Genomic DNA, 17,998 nt, shown 5'->3' on the forward strand with positions numbered 1-17,998 from the left:
GGGGTGGAGCAGCCCGGTAGCTCGTCAGGCTCATAACCTGAAGGTCACAGGTTCAAATCCTGTCCCCGCACCCAAGGCCCTAGACCGTAACATCCACCCTGTCCGCGCGCGGTCAGGGCTTTTTTGTACCTCCGCGTGCAATCCAGAGTGGCATTCCGGCAACGCTCGAAGCCGGAAGCGCGAATTTTTATGGCCTTGGCCGCCTTACAGCCGATTTTCTCCATTCAAAGCCCATAGCGCATGGCGCGGTTTTGCGTCATGACTTCCGTTGGAAGGACGCGGGCCGACTATCAGCCCGTCGATTGAGGTGTTTGAGGATAATATGGCGAACGGTGTCGTTAAGTGGTTCAACCCGGCCAAGGGCTTTGGTTTCATTCAGCCCGAGGACGGCGGCCAGGACGTGTTCGTCCACATCGCCGCGGTTGAACGTTCGGGCCTGGCTGGCCTGAATGAAGGTGACCTGGTCAATTACGAGCTGGAAGAAGATCGTCGCTCGGGCAAGACCTCGGCCGGCAACCTGCGCGTCACGGGCCAAGGCGCCGTGCCGGCCGGTGGCGGCGCCCGCGGTGGCCCCGGTGGCGCTCGTCCGCCGCGCAGCTTCGACGCCCCGCGTGGCGGCGGCTACGGCGGCGGCGGCGGCGGTGGCGGTGAAGCCGGCACGGGCGTCGTGAAGTGGTTCAACACCACCAAGGGCTTTGGCTTCATCCAGCCGGACAACGGCGGTGGCGACATTTTCGTGCACATCTCGGCCGTGGAACGCGCCGGCCTGCGCGGCCTGAACGAAGGCCAGCAAGTCGGTTACGAGCTTGAACAGGACCGCCGCTCGGGCAAGACCTCGGCCGGCAACCTGCGCATCCTCTAAGGGTGCGAATTCGAAAAGGCCGCCCGGACGGACGGCCTTTTCAGAGACTTTTGAGGGGCCCCGCCGACGTGCGAACGTCGGACGGGGCCTTTCGGCGTTCTGGGCAAGCTTTACCGGTGGCCGCCTTGGCGCTTCCGGCGGGCCGGCTCGGGCCACCCGGCGATGAAAAAGGCCGCCCGGCATGGGGCGGCCTTTCAACATTCTGGATGGGGCGAGGCTGACCGTCAGGTCCCCTAAAGGGCCCGTTCCGAAGCCGCCTGATTCACGCTGAGCGCCGTCAGGTTGACGATGCCGCGCGCCGTGACGCTGGGCACCAGCACGTGCAGCGGCTTGCTCATGCCCAGCAGGATCGGGCCGACCAGCAGCGACTCCGTGGCGGCGCTGAGCAGGGTTAGGGCGATATTGGCCGCGTCGAGCGTCGGCATGACCAACAGGTTGGCCGAGCCCTTCAGCGGGCTGTCAGCGACCATACGCTCGCGCAGGTGCTGGCTGAGGGCGGCGTCGGCGTGCATCTCGCCGTCGACCTCGAGCTCCGGCGCCTGCTCGCGCAGGATCGCCAGGGCCTCGCGCATCTTGCGGGCGGTCGGCGAATTGCTGGCCCCGAACGAGGAGTGCGAGAGCAGGGCGGCCTTGGGCGTCAGGCCGAAACGCCGCACGGCCTCGGCGGCCAGCTGGGTGCACTCGGCGACCTGTTCGGCGGTCGGGTCGACGTTCACGTGGGTGTCGCAGAAGAACAGCGTGCCGTTGTCGAGGATCAGGGTCGACAGGGCGTAAACCCGGCTGACGCTCTCCCGGCGCGGGATGATCGGCAGGGCGTAGGTCATGTGCTGCCACCAGTCGCCGCTGCCGCCGACCAGGGCGGCCTCGACATAGCCCGACGACAGCAGCATCGAGGCGGCCACGGTGCGACGACCCTCGACGCGACGCTCGGCGGCGGTCGGCGGCACGCCGCGGCGACCCACCAGCTTCTGATAGTCGGCGACCAGCGGCCCGAACAGGTCCTTGTCGGTATAGGGGTCGACGATCTCGACCTTACCGCCCAGGTCCAGGCGCAGGCCCATCTCGGCGACCTTGGCCTTGATCACTTCGCGACGGCCGACCAGCACGGGATGGGCCAGGCCTTCATCGACGACGGTCTGGACGGCGCGCAGCACGCGCTCGTCCTCGCCCTCGGCATAGGCCACCTTGACCGGGGCCTTGCGCGCGCGCTCGAACACCGGGCGCATCAGCTGGCCCGAGCGGTAGACGAAGAGCTCCAACTCCGCCTGGTAGGCGTCGAAGTCGGTGATCGGCCGGGTGGCCACGCCGCTGTCCATGGCCGCCTTGGCGACGGCCGGCGCGATCTGCAGGATCAGGCGCGGGTCGAACGGCTTGGGGATGATGTATTGCGCGCCGAACACCGGCGCGACGCCGCCATAGGCCGAGGCGACGACTTCGGAAGCCTCGGCGCGGGCCAGTTCGGCGATCGCCTCGACGGCCGCGACCTTCATCGCCTCGTTGATCTCACTGGCCCCGACGTCCAGGGCGCCCCGGAAGATGAAGGGGAAGCAGAGGACGTTGTTGACCTGATTGGCGTAGTCGCTGCGGCCGGTGGCCATGATGGCGTCGGGACGGGCGGCGTAGACCAGCTCGGGCAGGATCTCCGGCTCCGGGTTGGCCATGGCGAGGATCAGTGGGTTCGGCGCCAGCAGCGGCAGCCACTCGGCCTTGAACACCCGCGGAGCCGACAGGCCCAAGAAGATGTCGGCGCCGGCGATGACCTCCGACAGGGTGCGAGCGTCGGTCTGGCGCGCATAGCGGGCCATGTTGTCGAGCATGTCGTCGTCGCGACCGGCGTACACGACGCCCTTGATGTCGGTCAGGGTGACGTTCTCGACCGGCAGGCCCATCGAGACCAGCAGGTCGACGCAGGCCAGGGCCGCCGCGCCGGCGCCCGAGGTGACCAGCTTGACGTCCTTGAGGCTCTTGCCTTGGACCAGCAGGGCGTTGCGGACGGCCGCGGCGCAGACGATGGCGGTGCCGTGCTGGTCGTCGTGGAAGACCGGGATGTTCATCCGCTCGCGCAGCGTGCGCTCGATGATGAAGCACTCGGGGGCCTTGATGTCCTCGAGATTGATGCCGCCGAAGGTGGGCTCCAGCGCCGCCACCACCTCGATGAAGCGGTCGGGGTCGTTGGCGTCGACCTCGATATCGAAGACGTCGATGCCGGCGAACTTCTTGAACAGGACGGCCTTGCCCTCCATCACCGGCTTGCTGGCCAGCGGACCGATATTGCCCAGGCCCAGCACGGCGGTGCCGTTGGAGATCACGGCCACCAGATTGCCGCGCGCGGTGTAGTCGCGGGCCTTGTCGGGATCGGCGGCGATGGCTTCGCAAGGCGCGGCGACGCCCGGGGAGTAGGCCAGGCCCAGGTCGCGCTGGGTGGCCATCCGCTTGGTGGCCTCGATGGCCAGTTTCCCGGGCCGCGGCAGACGGTGGTAATCCAGCGCCGCCTTACGGAAATCCTCGTCCATCGGTGTCCCTCTTGAAGCATCTGCGCGCACGCGGCGCGGCCCGTCTCTGTCGCGAGCCGTCACGGGTCAAGCTATGGGGGTCTAGCTACCGGGGATGGCCCGGTTTTCCAACCCTGCGCGCGTCTTTGGCGTTGCTTGCGACGATAGCGTTATCGAAAAGGGTCGCGCCAAACCCCTCGGATAAGTAATAATTCTATTATATAATGCCTCTGCTTCGGGCGCCCGCCGCCCCGTTCCTCGGCGCTGTTCCTTCCCGCGCCGTCTCGAGGGGCATGGCGCTGGACAGGGCGCCCGGAGCGACCGAGCATCGACTCGGCAATGAGATCCGAGGGCGGAGCATGAGCGGACTGACGACACACATTCTCGACCAGGCGGCCGGAAAGCCGGCGGCCGGCGTGACGGTTCGGGTGTCGCGGCGCGAGGGTTCGCACGTCTCGCTGCTGGCGGAATGCCGCACGGACGCCGACGGTCGTGCGCGGCTTGTCGCCGGCGAGGACCTGGAGGTCGGCGCCTATCGCCTGGAATTCGCGATCGGCCCGCATTTCGCGGCGTCCGGCCTGCCGGTCACCGACCCGCCGTTCCTGGACGTGGTGGTCATCGATTTCGCCGTCTCGAACGTCGACCAGCACTGGCACGTGCCGCTGCTGGTTTCGCCGTACGGCTATTCCACCTACCGGGGCAGCTGATGGGCGAGGCGATCCGCTTTCTGCTGGACGGTGAAGTCCGAGAGGTCCGTGGGGCCAACCCGACGACGACCCTGCTGGAGCACTTGCGCGGGCCAATGCGCCGGACCGGGACCAAGGAGGGCTGCGCCGAGGGCGATTGCGGCTCTTGCACCGTACTCGTGGGCGAGGCGGACGGCGAGGGCCCTGAGGGGAGCGTCTCCTGGCGGGCGGTCAACAGCTGCATCCAGTTCCTGCCCATGCTGCATGGCAAGGCGCTGCTGACGGTCGAGAGCCTGGCTAAAGGCGGCGCGCTGCATCCGGTGCAGCAGGCGATGGTCGACAAGCACGGCTCGCAGTGCGGCTTCTGCACGCCGGGCATCGTCATGTCGCTGTACGGTCGCGCGATCGCGGCCAAGGGCGCGGCCGCGCCGGTGGGCGAGGTGCTGGCCGGGAACCTCTGCCGCTGCACCGGCTATGGCCCGATCCTCGATGTGGCCAAGGGCGTGGCGGCCGAGGCAGCGCCGACGGGCGATCTGTCGGTCGTGCGCGACGAGACCATGCTGAGCCTCAGCTACGAGGACGAGATCCACGGCGTCACCCGCACGTGGCTGTCGCCGCGCACCGTCGATGAACTTGCTCAGGCCTATCTGGAACATCCCGACGCGACGATCGTGGCCGGCGCGACCGATGTCGGCCTGTGGGTCACCAAGCAGCGGCGTCCGTTGCCGACCCTGATCAGCGTGTCCGAGGTCGTCGAACTGAAGGCTCTGGAGGAGACGGTCGAGGGTCTGCGCATCGGCGCCGGCGTTCGCTATGTCGACGCCATCGAGGCGGTGGCGAAGCTCTATCCGGACCTTGGCGCGATGATGCGGCGGTTGGGTTCGACCCAGGTGCGCAATAGCGGCACGATCGGCGGCAACATCGCCAACGGCTCGCCGATCGGCGACATGCCGCCGGCGCTGATCGCGGCGGGGGCGACCCTGGTGCTGCGCCGGGGCGGCGAGCGGCGCGAGCTGGCGCTGGAAGACTTCTTCCTCGACTACGGCAAGCAGGACCGCCGGCCGGGCGAGTTCGTCGAGGCGGTGATCACGCCGAGGCTGGACGCCGGCCGGATCTTCAAGGTCTTCAAGCTGTCGAAGCGCTTCGATCAGGACATCTCGGCGGTGTGTGGAGCCTTCTCGCTGGCGGTCGAGGGCGGCGTGGTCGCCGACGCCCGTATCGCCTTCGGCGGCATGGCCGGCACGCCGAAGCGGGCCAAGGCCTGCGAGGCGGCGCTGATCGGGCGGCCTTGGAGCGAGCCAACGCTTGAGGCCGCCATGGCCGCGCTCGACACCGACTACGCGCCGATGAGCGACATGCGCGCCTCCGCCGCCTACCGGTCGCTGACCGCGCGGAACATGCTGCGCAAGGTGTTCCTGGAGAGCCAAAACAGGGACGTTGAGACCCGCGTGGTTCCGGAGAGCGCCCATGGCTGACTCCGCCGCGACCGCTCCCGTTCCGAGCGCCGCCTTGCAGGGCGTCTCCGCGCCGCTGCCGCATGACAGCGCCGCCCGCCACGTGGCGGGCTCGGCGATCTATATCGACGACATGCCCGAGCCAGCCGGCCTGCTGCACGTGGCCTTCGGGATGAGCGCCAAGGCGCACGCCAGGATCACCAGGATAGATCTGTCGGCCGTCCGCACCGCGCCCGGGGTGGAGCTGGTGCTGTCGGCCGAGGACATCCCCGGCGAGAACGACGTCAGTCCGGTCCTTCACGACGACAAGCTGTTCGCTGATGGCGAGGTCATTTACGTCGGCCAGAGCCTGTTCGCCGTGGCCGCCACCTCGATCGCCGCCGCTCGCGCCGCCGTCGGCAAGGCCGTCGTCGACTACGAAGATCTGCCCGCCGCCGTCGACATCGCCGCCGCGCGCGGGATGGATCAGAAGATCGAGGCCAGCCAGCGCATGGCGCGGGGCGACGCCCAGGCCGCGCTGGCGACGGCGCCGCGCCGCGTGCGAGGCAGGTTCGCGATCGGCGGCCAGGATCACTTCTATCTCGAAGGCCAGGTGGCGCTGGCGACGCCGGGCGAAGGGGGCGATGTCCATATCTGGTCCTCGACCCAGCATCCCAGCGAGGTGCAGCATCTGGTGGCGCGCGTGCTGGATCGCCCGCATACCGCCGTCACGGTCGAGGTGCGCCGCATGGGCGGCGGCTTCGGCGGCAAGGAGACGCAAGCCTCGCTGTTCGCCGCCGCCGCCGCCCTGGTCGCGGTGAAGACCGGCCGCGCCGCCAAATGCCGGCCGGACCGCGACGAGGACATGGTCATGACCGGCAAGCGGCATGACTTCGAGGTCGCCTATGACGTCGGTTTCGACGACGAGGGTCGGCTGACCGGCCTGTCGCTGGAGCTGGCCTCGCGCTGCGGGGCGACCACCGACTTGTCGATGGCGATCAACGATCGGGCGATGTTCCATGCCGACAACGCCTATTTCCTGCCGGCGATCGAGATCCTGTCGCACAGGTTCAAGACCCATACGGTGTCGAACACCGCCTTCCGGGGCTTTGGCGGACCGCAGGGGATGTTGGCCATCGAGCGGGTGATGGACGCCGTCGCCGCCGAGGTCGGGATCGACCCGCTGGAGGTGCGCCGCCGCAATCTCTATGGCGGCGAGGGGCGCAACCTCACGCCCTACCACCAGGTGGTCGAGGACAATGTCGCGCCCCAGCTGATCGAGGAGCTGGCCGCGTCCTGCGCCTATGACGCTCGTCGGCGCGATATCGAGGCGTTCAATCGGACCAGCCCGGTGCTGAAGAAGGGCATCGCCCTGACGCCCGTGAAGTTCGGCATCTCGTTCACCACGACCCACCTGAACCAGGCCGGGGCGCTGATCCACCTCTATGCCGACGGCTCGATCATGCTGAACCACGGCGGGACCGAGATGGGGCAGGGGCTGAACATCAAGGTCGCCCAGATCGTCGCCAACGCCTTCCAGGTCGAGATCGGCCGCGTGAAGATCACCGCGACCGTGACCGACAAGGTGCCCAACACCTCGGCGACCGCCGCCTCGTCGGGCGCGGACCTGAACGGCATGGCGGCCCTCAACGCGGCCGAGACCATCAAGGCGCGGCTCGTGGCGTTCGCCGCGGAGAAGTGGGGCGTGGATCCCACCGAGGTGGCGTTCACGCCGGACGGCGTTCGTGTCGGGGCCGAGACCTTTGAGTTCGGCTGGTTCGCGCGCCAGGCCTATCTGGCGCGGACCTCGCTGTCGGCGACCGGCTACTACGCCACGCCCAAGATCCACTACGACCGCGCGACGCACACGGGCCGGCCGTTCTATTACTTCGCCTATGGCGCGGCCTGCAGCGAGGTGCTGATCGACACCCTGACGGGCGAGATGAAGGTCACCCGCGCCGACATTCTGCACGACGTCGGCAAGTCGCTGAATCCCGCCATCGACCTCGGCCAGATCGAGGGCGGCTTCATCCAGGGCATGGGCTGGCTGACGACGGAGGAGCTGGTCTACGACGCGCAAGGCCGCCTGCGGACCCATGCGCCGTCGACCTACAAGATCCCGACCATCGGCGACCGCCCGGCGCACCTGGACGTTCGCCTGTGGAAGGCCGGCCGCAATGTCGAGGCCACGGTGCACCGCTCCAAGGCCGTGGGCGAGCCGCCGCTGATGCTGGCGATCTCGGTCTACTGCGCGATCAACCACGCGGTGGCCAGCGTCGGGGACTATCGGGTGTTCCCGAAGCTGGACGCGCCGGCGACGCCCGAGGCGATCCTGATGGCCTGCGAGGACGTGCGAGCGAGGGCTATGAATGCCTGAGTTTCTTTCTCCCGTTCTCCCCGGCCTTCGCCGGGGAAATCGGATTTTTGGGGTAGTCGCATGAGCCGGAACTGGGCGCGCGCAGCGCTTGCTCGCCTCGACGCGCACGACGAGGCCGCCCTGGTCACCGTGTTGGCCACCGAGGGCTCGGCCCCGCGCGAGGCCGGGACCAAGATGGTCGTCTGGCGCGACGGGCAGTCCGGCACGATCGGCGGCGGCAATCTGGAATACCGTGTCGCTGACCAGGCGCGACGGATGCTGGACGGCGGCCAGGCCCATTTCGCCATCCAGGACTACCCCTTGGGCCCGCTGCTGGCCCAGTGCTGCGGCGGCCGCGTGCGCCTGTTCCTGGAGCGCCTGAACGACAACAGCCGCGACTGGCTGACCGAGGCCGCCAGGCGCATGGACGCCGCCCAGCCGTTCGAGGTCCGCACGCGCTTCGATCCCGGCCTGCTGACCAAGGTGGTCGCGCCGATCATGGCCACCGATGGCGACGGCCCTGCGGTCTCGTTCGGCGAGGTCCCCGCCACCGCGCGCGGGGCGCGACCGGAGCTTGGCGACGTGATGGTCGAGCGCGCCGACGCGCCGCGTCCGCCGCTGCTGCTGTTCGGCGCCGGCCATGTCGGCCAGGCGATCGCCAGAGCTTTCGAGCCGCTGCCGTTCCGCCTCTTCTGGTACGATACCCGTCCCGAGACCGCCGACATCCCGGGTGTCACGGTGCTGACGCCCGCCGAGGTCGCCGCCAAGGCCATGGGCGCGAGCCCCGACGCCTACGGTCTGGTTCTCACCCACGACCACGCGCTCGACTATGCGCTGGTCTCGGCCGGCCTGGCGGGGGGCGGATTTTGTTTCTTCGGCGTCATAGGTTCGAAGACCAAGCGCGCTAGGTTCATGAGCCGGCTGCGCGACGACGGGTTCTCGGAGGCGGTGCTGACCCGCCTGACCAGTCCCATCGGCCTGCCGCAGCTGAAGAGCAAGGCGCCCGAGGTGATCGCGGTCTCGGTGGCGGCCGACCTCCTGATGCGCCAGGAAGCGGCGCGCATTCGAAACGACGAGAGCGCCAGTGCAAGCTTATAGGGCGTCGATCCTCCACCTCGTGGATGATCCGACCAAGAACGCGGAAGCCGTGGCCTTCCACGAGGATGGCCTGCTGCTGGTCGAGGACGGCCGGGTGGCCGGCTGCGGCGCCTATGCCGAGCTGTCGCCGTGGCTGGGCGACGCCGAGCTGCACGACCTGACCGGCCATCTGATCACGCCGGGCTTCATCGACACCCACATCCACTTGCCGCAGGTCGACGTCATCGCCGCCCACGGCAAGCAGCTTCTGGACTGGCTGGAGCAGCACACCTTCCCGGCCGAGGCGGCCTTCGCCGATCCCAAGCACGCGACCGACACGGCGGCGTTTTTCATCGACGAGCTGCTGCGCAACGGCACCACCACGGCGCTGGTGTTCGGCTCGGTGCACAAGGTCTCGGTCGACGCCCTGTTCGCCGAGGCCTATGAGCGCGACATGCGGCTGATCGCCGGCAAGGCGCTGATGGACCGCAATGCGCCGGACGGCCTGACCGACACGGTCGAGAGCAGTCGCGCCGACATGGAGCAGCTGATCGCCGACTGGCACGGCAAGGGCCGCCTTGGCTACGCCGTCACCCCGCGCTTCGCGATCAGCTGCAGCGACGCACAGCTGGCCATGGCCGGCGAAGTCCTGGCCGCGCATCCCGACGTCTGGATGCAGACCCACCTGTCGGAGAATATCCACGAGATCAAGGAGACGGCGCGCCTGTTTCCGAAAGCCAAGGACTATCTCGACGTCTACGACCGCTTCGGCCTGCTGCGCGAACGATCCGTCTTCGCCCACTGCGTCCACCTGAAGGGCGACGCGTTCCGGCGGCTGGCGGCCAAGGGCGGGGCGGTGGCTTTCTGCCCGACCTCGAACCTGTTCCTGGGGTCTGGCCTGTTTCCGCTGGAGGAGGCCTGTTCGCACGGGGTCAAGGTCGGCATGGGCACCGACGTCGGGGCGGGCACGACCTTCTCGATCCTGCATACGCTGGGCGAGGCCTACAAGGTCGGCCAACTGCGGGGCGACGCGCTGGATCCGTTCCAGGCGCTGTACCTGGCGACCCTGGGCGGGGCGCGGGCGCTGGATCTCGGCGACAAGATCGGCAATCTCGAGCCCGGCAAGGAAGCCGACTTCGTGGTGCTGGACCTGGCCGCGACGCCGCTGATGGCGCGGCGGCTGGCAGGGGCGAAGAGCCTGGAGAACAAGCTCTTCGCGCTGACCGTGCTGGGGGATGATCGGGTCGTGGCCCGGACCTATCTGGCGGGCGTGGAGCGGTACAGGCGTTAGGCGCCCATCGTCTCCGCATAGAGCTTCAGCAACCGGGCCCCGTCCACCGCCACGGTCGCGGCCTGGATCGGCTGACCATCCCAGGCTGACGGCCCGAACAGTTCGCCCTCGGGGCTCTGGCAGGTCTGGCCCAGCGTTATGCCCTCGGTCACCACGCGCACCGAGCCTCGGCGCACGGTGAACAGCGTCGGATCGATCACGAAGGCCACCGCCGCGGCGTCGTGCACGCAGCAGCCGACGATGCCGTCGCGGCCGCCGTAGAACGCCGCGTAAGGCTTGGAGATGGCGTTCAGGAACCGGCCGGCGTCGCTGCCCGTGGCGGCCAACGCCTCCATGTAGTCCGGCGACATCACCACCTGGGTGGTCACGTCCAGGCTGACGGCGGTCAGGTTCCAGGGAGCGGTGAACACCTGGTCGGCGGCTTCCGGGTCGTTCCAGATATTAGCCTCGGCCACCGGGGTGACATTGCCCGGCTTGCCGGCCACGCCGAACGCGCCGCCCATGATCACCACGGACTTCAGCAGGGTGGCGACCTCGGGATCGGCCTTCAACGCCAAAGCGAGGTTGGTCAGCGGACCGACGGCGCAGAGGACCACCTCGCCCGGATACTGGCGGGCCAGGTCGATGATCGCCTGGTGGGCCGGTTTGGCCTCGGGCTCGGCGGGAACCAGGCCGGTCAGCTCGACATCGCCAAGGCCGTTCTCGCCATGCACGAAGGTCGGCGAGGGGTTGCGCGGCCGGGTCAGGGGCTTGTCCGCGCCCTTGTAGACCGGCGCCGTCAGGCCGAAGCGGGCCTTCAGGTAAAGCGCGTTGCGCGTCGTGGTCTCGATGTCGGCGTTGCCGAAGACAGTTGTCACCGCGATCAGCTCGAGGGCGGGGCTCGCCTCGATGAACAGCAGCGCCATGGCGTCGTCGATGCCGGGATCGGTGTCGAAGATGATCTTGGTCGGGGTCGTCATTCGCGGGCTCTAGCGCTTTTCTTCATTCGAGGCGAGGCGCTGGTCAGCCCCGCCCTGCATCAGGGATACGTGGGCCGAGGCGACCTTCCAGCCGTCGTCGGTGCGGATCCAGGTCTGGCTCTGGCGGCCGATCTTGCCGCTGTCGTCGCGGCGGAATTCGACGTGGGCGATAGCGAAGTCCGCGCCGAAGGTGGTGATTTCCGTCCGCAGCCGGGTGCGGGGCGGCGAGCCGCCGGCCCGGCCGACGCGGAAGGCGGCGATCTCGTCGAAGCTCCACAGGTTCTCGGCCACGCCCAGCCGCACCGTGTGGGGCGAGTTCCAGAACGCGCCGTCCAGGGCCTCCACGTCGTTGCTCATCAGCGCCGCCTCGTAGGCGTCGACCAGGGCCGTCACCTCGGCCAGCACGGCGGGATCGTTGACGATCATAGAGCGCCCTTCGGGGGATGGGCGGCCACGACACCCTCGCGCTGCAGCCTTGCGGCGGCGGCGAAGGCCAGGTCCTCGCGCCAGGCCGGGGCGATGATCTGCACGCCGATCGGCAACTGGCCCGGACGGTTCACAGGCGCGGCCACCACCGGCAGGCCGATATAGCTGATCGGCTGGGTGAAGGCGCCGAGGTTCTTGCGCACCGAGACGGGGACGCCGTCCATCTCCATGGTCGCCTGGCCGATCGGCGGGGCGGGGCAGACCGACGATGGAGCCAAGAGGACATCGTAGCGCTGGAAGGCCTCGCGGACCTCGTCGCGGAAGATCGTGCGGAAGCGCTGGGCCGCCTTATGTACGCCCTCGGGCAAAAGGGCGCCGGCCAGCAGCCGGTCGCGGACGGCCGGGTCGTAGTCCATGGCGCGCTTGGCCAGGTCGGCGTGATGCAGCTCGCCGCCCTCGAAGGCGGTCAGGCAGAAGGCCGCGGCGCGGGCGGCGACCGCGTTCGGCAAGGTGACGAGGTCGTCGGCCTTCAGCGCCGAGCCGACGCGGCCGAGGGCTTCGAGCACTTCGGGGAAGGCGCCCTGCTGGAACCAGCCGCCCAGCACGCCGACCCGCAAGGGACGCTCGGCCAAGTCGTCGAGACGATCGGCCAGAGGCTCGGCGTCGCGCACGCAGATGGAATCGCCTTGGGGATCGGGACCCTGCAGGACGTCGTACGCCAGCGCCAGGTCTTCGACCGACCGCGCGAACGGACCGACATGGTCCAGGCTCTCGACGAACGGGAAGACGCCTTGGCGCGACAGGCGGCCATAGGTGGGCTTGAGGCCGAACACGCCGCACAGGCTGGCCGGGATGCGGATCGAGCCGTTGGTGTCCGAGCCCAGGGTCAGGGGCACCAGCCCCGCCGCCACGGCCGCCGCCGAGCCGCCCGACGAGCCGCCGGCGATCCGGCTGGGGTCGTGCGGATTGTGGACCGGCCCGTCGTGAGCGTTCTCGGTGACGAAGCCGTAGGCGAACTCGTCCATGTTCAACGCTCCGACCAGGATCGCCCCAGCGGCGGTCAGGCGCTGGACCAGGGTCGCGTCGTGGGCCGGCGGGGCGGCGTCGCGGCGGATCCTCGAGCCGGCCAAGGTCGGCAGACCCTCGATGTCGAACAGGTTCTTCACCGCCACCGGCACGCCGGCCAGCGGACCGACCGGACGGCCGGCGGCGAGGTCGGCGTCGACCGCCTCGGCGGCGGCCAGGGCGCGCTCGCCGGTGACGGCCGTGAAGGCGTTGATCCCGCCGTCCAGGCGCTGGATGCGCGAGAGGGTGGCCTCGGTCACGGCTCGGGCGGTGACGCGGCCCGCGCGGACCTCGCCGGCGATCTCGACGACGCTGCAGAAGCTCACGGCTGGAACGTCTCCGGCGGTTCGCCGGCGAGGTCACCCCCACCCGTCTCTTGGAGCGCTGACACGAACAGGGACGCCTGGGTGCGCAGCAGGGCGACGTTGTCGATCACGGTCGGCAGGACGTCCGGTGACAGGGGCAGGTCGCGCGCGGCGGCGCGGGCGGCCGTCCACGGCGCGATCTCGTGGTCCTTCAGGTCCAGAAAGGCCTTCGTCTCCGCGTCCAGCGCCATGCGGTCTCCCCGAAACTCAGCAAGTAAGAAAAAACTTCATACACCCGCGTTCGTGGGAATCGCCAGCCCCGCCGCCGCTGGAAGGGCGCAGCGCCCAAGCCCGCGCCATCCTGGCCGCCGATCGCCCGCGTCGCGAGCAGGGAAGGGCGATCGTCACTCCGGTCCTCCGCCAGGCCTAGGCGCTGAGCCAGCGCCAGCGCGAGATACGCTTGTAAGAAGGAACTTACTTGATGGCGCATCACCGGCTGGCTTCCACCCCCGACACCATCCGCTTCGGCATGTTCGATGCGGCTTTCGATCCCGTGTTGACGGTGAACTCCGGCGACAGCGTCACCTTCGAGTGCGTCTCGGGCGGCGTCGAGGTCATGCCGCCGCCGGGGTCGCCCCTCGTTGTGCCGCCCGCGCTGCGGGCGATCCATGACAGCAATCCGCCGAGGATCGGCCCGCACATTCTGACCGGCCCCGTCGCCATCGCCGGCGCCGAGCCGGGCGACACGCTGGAGGTGCGGATCGAGACGATCGAGCCCAACAACGACTGGGGCTATTGCGCCGTTCGGCCCCTGGCCGGCACCCTGCCGGAAGACTTCCCCGAGCGCTATGTCAGCCACATCGCCGTCGACCGCGCGGCCGGGACCTGCAAGCCGGAATGGGGCCCGGAGCTGCCGTTGGCGCCGTTCTTCGGCACCATGGGCGTCGCCCCGCCGGCCAGCTACGGTCGCCTCTCCAGCCGCGAGCCCCGTGAGCACGGCGGCAACATGGACAACAAGGAGCTGGTCGCCGGCTCGACCCTCTACCTGCCGGTCTGGGTTCCTGGCGCGAACTTCTCGGTCGGCGACGGCCATGGCCGCCAGGGGGACGGTGAGGTTTGCGTCAACGCGCTGGAGATGGGACTGACCGGGACCTTCACCTTCGTGCTGCACAAGAAGGGCGAGCCTTTCAAGTGGCCGCGCGCCGAGACGCCGACCCACTACATCCTGATGGGTTTCAACGAGGATCTCGACCTGGCCATGAAGCTGGCCCTGCGCCAGACGATCGACTTCATCACCGCGCGCTCGGCCCTGACCCGCGTCCAGGCCTACCAGTTCTGCTCCCTGGCCGTGGACTTCCGGGTGACCCAGACCGTCAACGGCGAGAAGGGGGTCCACGCGCTGCTGGCCAAGGGGCTGTTGTTCTAGCGACACTACTTCTGAGCGTGGCGAAGATCACACGCGAACCCACGCATCGCGCGCGGGCGTCGAAGAGTCTCACGCTTCATGCGATCGACGCAAACCCCAATCCCGTAAAGGGTTGGTTGTTCCAGAACGACACGCGCGCGCCGTTTCGGCACAGGATTTATCCTTAATATTCCCGCGAACGCTGAAAGCGCTCCGGCCCACGTCTTGCACTCGCTAGGTCGCGCTGAGGTTGCGGTTTGTTGCGAGGGGGTGAGGCGATGGATTTTCGGGGCACGGAAGGCGCGGACGTTCTGAACGGCGGCGCGGGTGACGATGTCATCTACGGGTTCGGCGGCAATGACACCCTGAAGGGCGGCGCGGGTAACGACGTCCTGGCGGGCAACGACGGCGCCGACATCCTGCAAGGCGGCGACGGCGACGACTACATCCTGGGCGGAGCCGGCAACGACACCATCGACGGTGGCGCGGGCAATGACTGGGCGGCCTACGAGGACGCCACGGCCGACGTGAAGATCGACCTGAACCTCGCCGGCGCGCAGAACACCGGCGGCTCCGGGACCGACAAACTGACCGGGATCGAGAACGTCTACGGCTCGGCCTTTAACGACACCCTGACCGGCGACGCCAAGGACAACATGATGTTCGGGGACGCTGGCAACGACACGATCAGCGGCGGCAAGGGCAATGACACCCTGCTGGGCGGCGACGGCAACGACACCCTGGACGGCGGCGGCGACGATGACTACGTCGTTGGCGGCGCGGGCGACGATGTCATCAAGGGCGGCGCCGGCGACGACTGGAGCTCGTACGAGAATGCCACGGCCGGCGTCACGGTCGACCTGACCAAGACCACGGCTCAGGACACCGGCGGCGCGGGCAAGGACACCATCACCGGCGTCGAGCTGCTGTACGGCTCCAAGTTCGACGACGTTTTGACCGGCGACGCCAAGGCCAACTACCTCTGGGGCTCGGACGGCAATGACAAGCTCTACGGCGGCGCGGGCGACGACCACCTGTCGGGCGGCACGGGCGTCAACCTCATCGACGGCGGCGACGGCTGGGACACGGTCGACTACGCGTTCAGCGACAAGGGCGTGACGATCAACCTGTCGGGCGGTCCGGCGCCGCAGATCCCGATCCCGGACGGCTTCGACGCGATCCGCTCGGTCGAGGCGGCGATGGGCTCGGCCTATAGCGACGCCATCGTTGGCAACGACGCCGAGAACTACCTGTTCGGCGACGCCGGCGACGACGTCATCTTCGGCGTCGGCGGCAACGACACTCTGGACGGAGGCGACGGCAACGACGTCCTGCGCGGCAGCTTCTACAAGCCCGGCGACATGCTGCTGGGCGGCGCGGGCGCCGACCAGATCCTCGTGTGGACGGGGGCGGGTAGCGAGGGCTTGACGACAGTCGACGGCGGCTCTGGCGTCGACGTGCTCATGTTCTCGTCGGACTACAACCTCACACTGGACCTGAAGAACACTGGCGATCAACTGATCGCGCCCGGCATCCACATGATGGTGCGGAACGTCGAGAACGTCATGGGCGGTTACGGCGACGACCGTTTGACCGGCGACGCGAGCGGCAACGTGATCAACGGTGGTCACGGTGACGACATCCTGGATGGGGGCGCGGGCTTCGACGTTGCCTCCTACGCGACCTCCCCCGGAGTGTGGGTCGACCTTTCCAAGACCGGTCCGCAGGACACCAAGGGCGCCGGCGTCGACACCTTGATGAACTTCGAGGGCCTGGCGGGCTCCAACGCGAACGACGTCCTGATCGGCGACGCCAAGGACAACACCCTCGACGGGGCAGGCGGCGACGACATCCTCGACGGCGGCGCAGGCACGGACACCGCGATCTTTTTCGGCGACGCCAGAGACTACACTTGGAGCAAGAACGACAGCGGAACCTGGACGGTGAAGGGCTTCAATGAAGTCGACACACTGCTGAACGTCGAGGTCCTGAAGTTCCACGACAAGTCGGTGGCCCTGCCGTCCTCGAACGCGACGGTGACGGTAGGCGACCTGGTGAAGCCGAAAATGATCGTCTCCTCGGCCACCGGCGATCTGCGGGACGCGGTGCTTTCGGCTAGCGGCCGGCAGGCCTATGTCTCCGACAAGGACGGCTATGTCAGCATCGTCAACGCCACCACCGGCGACGTCTCCGCCCGCATCAAGGTCGGGACCGATCTAGGCGGAATGGATGTGACGGCCGACGGGCACTACCTGGTCGTCGCCGAGCACGCGGTCACGAATCTGGTCGCGGGCGAGGACTGGACGAAGACCCGGGCTACCGCGACGGTTCACATGGTGGACCTGTGGACCAAGACCGTGAGGGACTATACCACGACGGCCACGGGGCTCGATCGCGGCTTCGCCGACGTGGCCGTCCTGGGCAATAACACGGTGATCCTTACCCAGGATTTGGAGGCGTCAGGCACGAACTACGTCACAACGCTGACCCTGAGCACCGGGGTCTTCACCCAGGACACCCAGAACTACCGCCAGAGCAGCGTGATGGTCAGCAGCGCCGACCATGATCAGGCCCTGCTGGCCTCGGGCGGCTTCACGCTCGAACTGTTTGAATTCGACAAGGGCCACACCGTTTCGGGCGCGCCCTACGAGGGCAGCCAGGCCGGCGGCGGCTCCAGCACCATGGCCATTTCGCGTGACGGCTCGCTCATCGCCAGCGGCGGCGCTATCTTCGACGGCGCGCTGAACTACAAGCTCAGCCTGTTCGCCGGACAGCCGCAGGTTCTGGGCCTCTACGGCCTCGATTTCAGCGCCGACGGAAAACATCTCTTCGTCGTCGACAACTACGACCGGCTGTTCCAGTATTCGACGACGACGTGGGGCCTCGAGCAGGTGTTTTCGCTGGGCGTCGACATCAATCCGCTGGACTCGCCTGCCTATCACTTCGGCGGCTACGGCAACCGGGTCCAGGTCAGCGACGATGGCGGGACCATACTGGTCTTCAGCGCCACGGGCATCGTTTCGCTCAACATGATCGGCCTGGCTCCGATCTCCAGCACGGTGGCGATGCAGCCGACGTCGGGCGCAGACACCATCCAAGGCAGCGCCGATTATGATGTGATCACCGGCGGCGCCGGCAATGACGTCCTGTACGGCGGGGGCGGCAACGACCTGCTGAACGGCGGTGATGGCGCGGATGTGCTCTTCGGCGGCCAGGGCTCCGACATGCTGATCGGCGGCGCAGGCGCGGATGTCTTCAAGTTCCTCGCTGGTGACGGCTACTTCAGCCCGTCGCTGACGGGGGCGGACGTCATCACCGACTTCGGCGTCAACGACAAGCTGGCCTTCTCAGGCGCGCCGGCGGTGGTGAAGGAAGGCGACGTCATTCGCATGGGCGACGTCGGGCAGATCAGTCCGTTCACCGGCGCGATCAGCGCGGCCGCGCAACTGGCGCTTGCAGCCTACGACCAGCAGCGCCAGATGGGCTTCTATGGCCAGAAGTACATCATAGTCGGCGCTGGCGCAGACACCTATGTCGTCGCCGACACCGACGGGGTCGCGGGCTACGACCAGGTCGTCCTGCTCAAGAACGTCTCCTCGTCCCTCGTCACCGCCGACATGTTCATGGCCGCCTAAGGCGGC

Annotated in this window: 13 protein-coding genes and 1 pseudogene; 9 read left to right on the top strand and 5 right to left on the bottom strand. The window is 68.3% G+C overall.

The genetic code is table 11. The annotated features are described in order from the left end of the window. Positions 1–322: 322 nt before the first annotated feature. Positions 323–526, top strand: a pseudogene (locus AC07R7_RS08600) (cold-shock protein); the annotation flags it as partial. A 141-nt stretch (positions 527–667) separates the two neighbouring features. After that, complete coding sequence (locus tag AC07R7_RS08605) at positions 668–862, top strand: cold-shock protein (protein WP_233206781.1); 195 nt, start codon at positions 668–670, stop codon at positions 860–862. 233 nt (positions 863–1,095) lie between these two features. Here the strand turns inward: AC07R7_RS08605 and AC07R7_RS08610 are convergent, their stop codons facing one another. Beyond that, positions 1,096–3,375, bottom strand: a complete 2,280-nt coding sequence (locus AC07R7_RS08610; protein ID WP_494634866.1) for an NADP-dependent malic enzyme — start codon at positions 3,373–3,375, stop codon at positions 1,096–1,098. 338 nt (positions 3,376–3,713) lie between these two features. Between AC07R7_RS08610 and uraH the strand changes: the two genes are divergently transcribed. The 5 genes from uraH to guaD are packed head-to-tail and all read left to right on the top strand — an operon-like array spanning position 3,714 to position 10,197. Then, on the top strand, positions 3,714–4,061 hold the full coding sequence (gene uraH, locus AC07R7_RS08615; protein ID WP_494634867.1) for a hydroxyisourate hydrolase: 348 nt from the start codon (positions 3,714–3,716) through the stop codon (positions 4,059–4,061). Beyond that, positions 4,061–5,515, top strand: a complete 1,455-nt coding sequence (xdhA, locus tag AC07R7_RS08620) for a xanthine dehydrogenase small subunit (RefSeq protein WP_494634868.1) — start codon at positions 4,061–4,063, stop codon at positions 5,513–5,515. The genes uraH and xdhA overlap by 1 nt, the downstream gene beginning before the upstream one ends. After that, on the top strand, positions 5,508–7,850 hold the full coding sequence (gene xdhB / locus AC07R7_RS08625; RefSeq protein WP_494634869.1) for a xanthine dehydrogenase molybdopterin binding subunit: 2,343 nt from the start codon (positions 5,508–5,510) through the stop codon (positions 7,848–7,850). Before xdhA ends, xdhB begins: the two co-directional genes overlap by 8 nt. A gap of 60 nt (positions 7,851–7,910) precedes the next feature. Further along, the gene (xdhC, locus tag AC07R7_RS08630) at positions 7,911–8,927 is read left to right on the top strand and encodes a xanthine dehydrogenase accessory protein XdhC (protein WP_494634870.1); all 1,017 of its coding nucleotides are present in this window, start codon (positions 7,911–7,913) and stop codon (positions 8,925–8,927) included. Continuing rightward, entirely contained in the window at positions 8,914–10,197 is a 1,284-nt protein-coding gene (gene guaD, locus AC07R7_RS08635) for a guanine deaminase (RefSeq protein ID WP_494634871.1), read from the top strand. The genes xdhC and guaD overlap by 14 nt, the downstream gene beginning before the upstream one ends. On the opposite strand, the gene AC07R7_RS08640 is transcribed toward guaD, so the two are convergent. The 4 genes from AC07R7_RS08640 to AC07R7_RS08655 are packed head-to-tail and all read right to left on the bottom strand — an operon-like array spanning position 10,194 to position 13,203. After that, entirely contained in the window at positions 10,194–11,156 is a 963-nt protein-coding gene (locus AC07R7_RS08640) for a nucleoside hydrolase (protein ID WP_494634873.1), read from the bottom strand. The genes guaD and AC07R7_RS08640 overlap by 4 nt on opposite strands. Positions 11,157–11,165: 9 nt before the next feature. Further along, complete coding sequence (gene hpxZ, locus AC07R7_RS08645) at positions 11,166–11,582, bottom strand: oxalurate catabolism protein HpxZ (protein WP_494634874.1); 417 nt, start codon at positions 11,580–11,582, stop codon at positions 11,166–11,168. Continuing rightward, the gene (locus AC07R7_RS08650) at positions 11,579–12,973 is read right to left on the bottom strand and encodes an AtzE family amidohydrolase (protein WP_494634875.1); all 1,395 of its coding nucleotides are present in this window, start codon (positions 12,971–12,973) and stop codon (positions 11,579–11,581) included. The genes hpxZ and AC07R7_RS08650 overlap by 4 nt, the downstream gene beginning before the upstream one ends. Continuing rightward, the gene (locus AC07R7_RS08655) at positions 12,970–13,203 is read right to left on the bottom strand and encodes a hypothetical protein (protein WP_494634876.1); all 234 of its coding nucleotides are present in this window, start codon (positions 13,201–13,203) and stop codon (positions 12,970–12,972) included. The genes AC07R7_RS08650 and AC07R7_RS08655 overlap by 4 nt, the downstream gene beginning before the upstream one ends. Positions 13,204–13,430: 227 nt before the next feature. Here AC07R7_RS08655 and AC07R7_RS08660 point away from each other — a divergent pair, with 227 nt between their 5' ends. Next, entirely contained in the window at positions 13,431–14,378 is a 948-nt protein-coding gene (locus AC07R7_RS08660) for an acetamidase/formamidase family protein (protein WP_494634877.1), read from the top strand. Positions 14,379–14,635: 257 nt separating this feature from the next. Continuing rightward, entirely contained in the window at positions 14,636–17,992 is a 3,357-nt protein-coding gene (locus tag AC07R7_RS08665; protein WP_494634878.1) for a hypothetical protein, read from the top strand. Positions 17,993–17,998 lie beyond the last annotated feature (6 nt).

This window comes from Caulobacter sp. GW821-FHT05F04 (assembly GCF_059419665.1).

Excerpts from the sequence above, each read along its gene's own strand:
- AC07R7_RS08610 (WP_494634866.1), bottom strand. The coding sequence starts at position 3,375 with ATGGACGAGGATTTCCGTAAGGCGGCGCTGGATTACCACCGTCTGCCG.
- uraH (WP_494634867.1), top strand. The coding sequence starts at position 3,714 with ATGAGCGGACTGACGACACACATTCTCGACCAGGCGGCCGGAAAGCCG.
- xdhA (WP_494634868.1), top strand. The coding sequence starts at position 4,061 with ATGGGCGAGGCGATCCGCTTTCTGCTGGACGGTGAAGTCCGAGAGGTC.
- xdhB (WP_494634869.1), top strand. The coding sequence starts at position 5,508 with ATGGCTGACTCCGCCGCGACCGCTCCCGTTCCGAGCGCCGCCTTGCAG.
- xdhC (WP_494634870.1), top strand. The coding sequence starts at position 7,911 with ATGAGCCGGAACTGGGCGCGCGCAGCGCTTGCTCGCCTCGACGCGCAC.
- AC07R7_RS08640 (WP_494634873.1), bottom strand. The coding sequence starts at position 11,156 with ATGACGACCCCGACCAAGATCATCTTCGACACCGATCCCGGCATCGAC.
- hpxZ (WP_494634874.1), bottom strand. The coding sequence starts at position 11,582 with ATGATCGTCAACGATCCCGCCGTGCTGGCCGAGGTGACGGCCCTGGTC.
- AC07R7_RS08655 (WP_494634876.1), bottom strand. The coding sequence starts at position 13,203 with ATGGCGCTGGACGCGGAGACGAAGGCCTTTCTGGACCTGAAGGACCAC.
- AC07R7_RS08665 (WP_494634878.1), top strand. The coding sequence starts at position 14,636 with ATGGATTTTCGGGGCACGGAAGGCGCGGACGTTCTGAACGGCGGCGCG.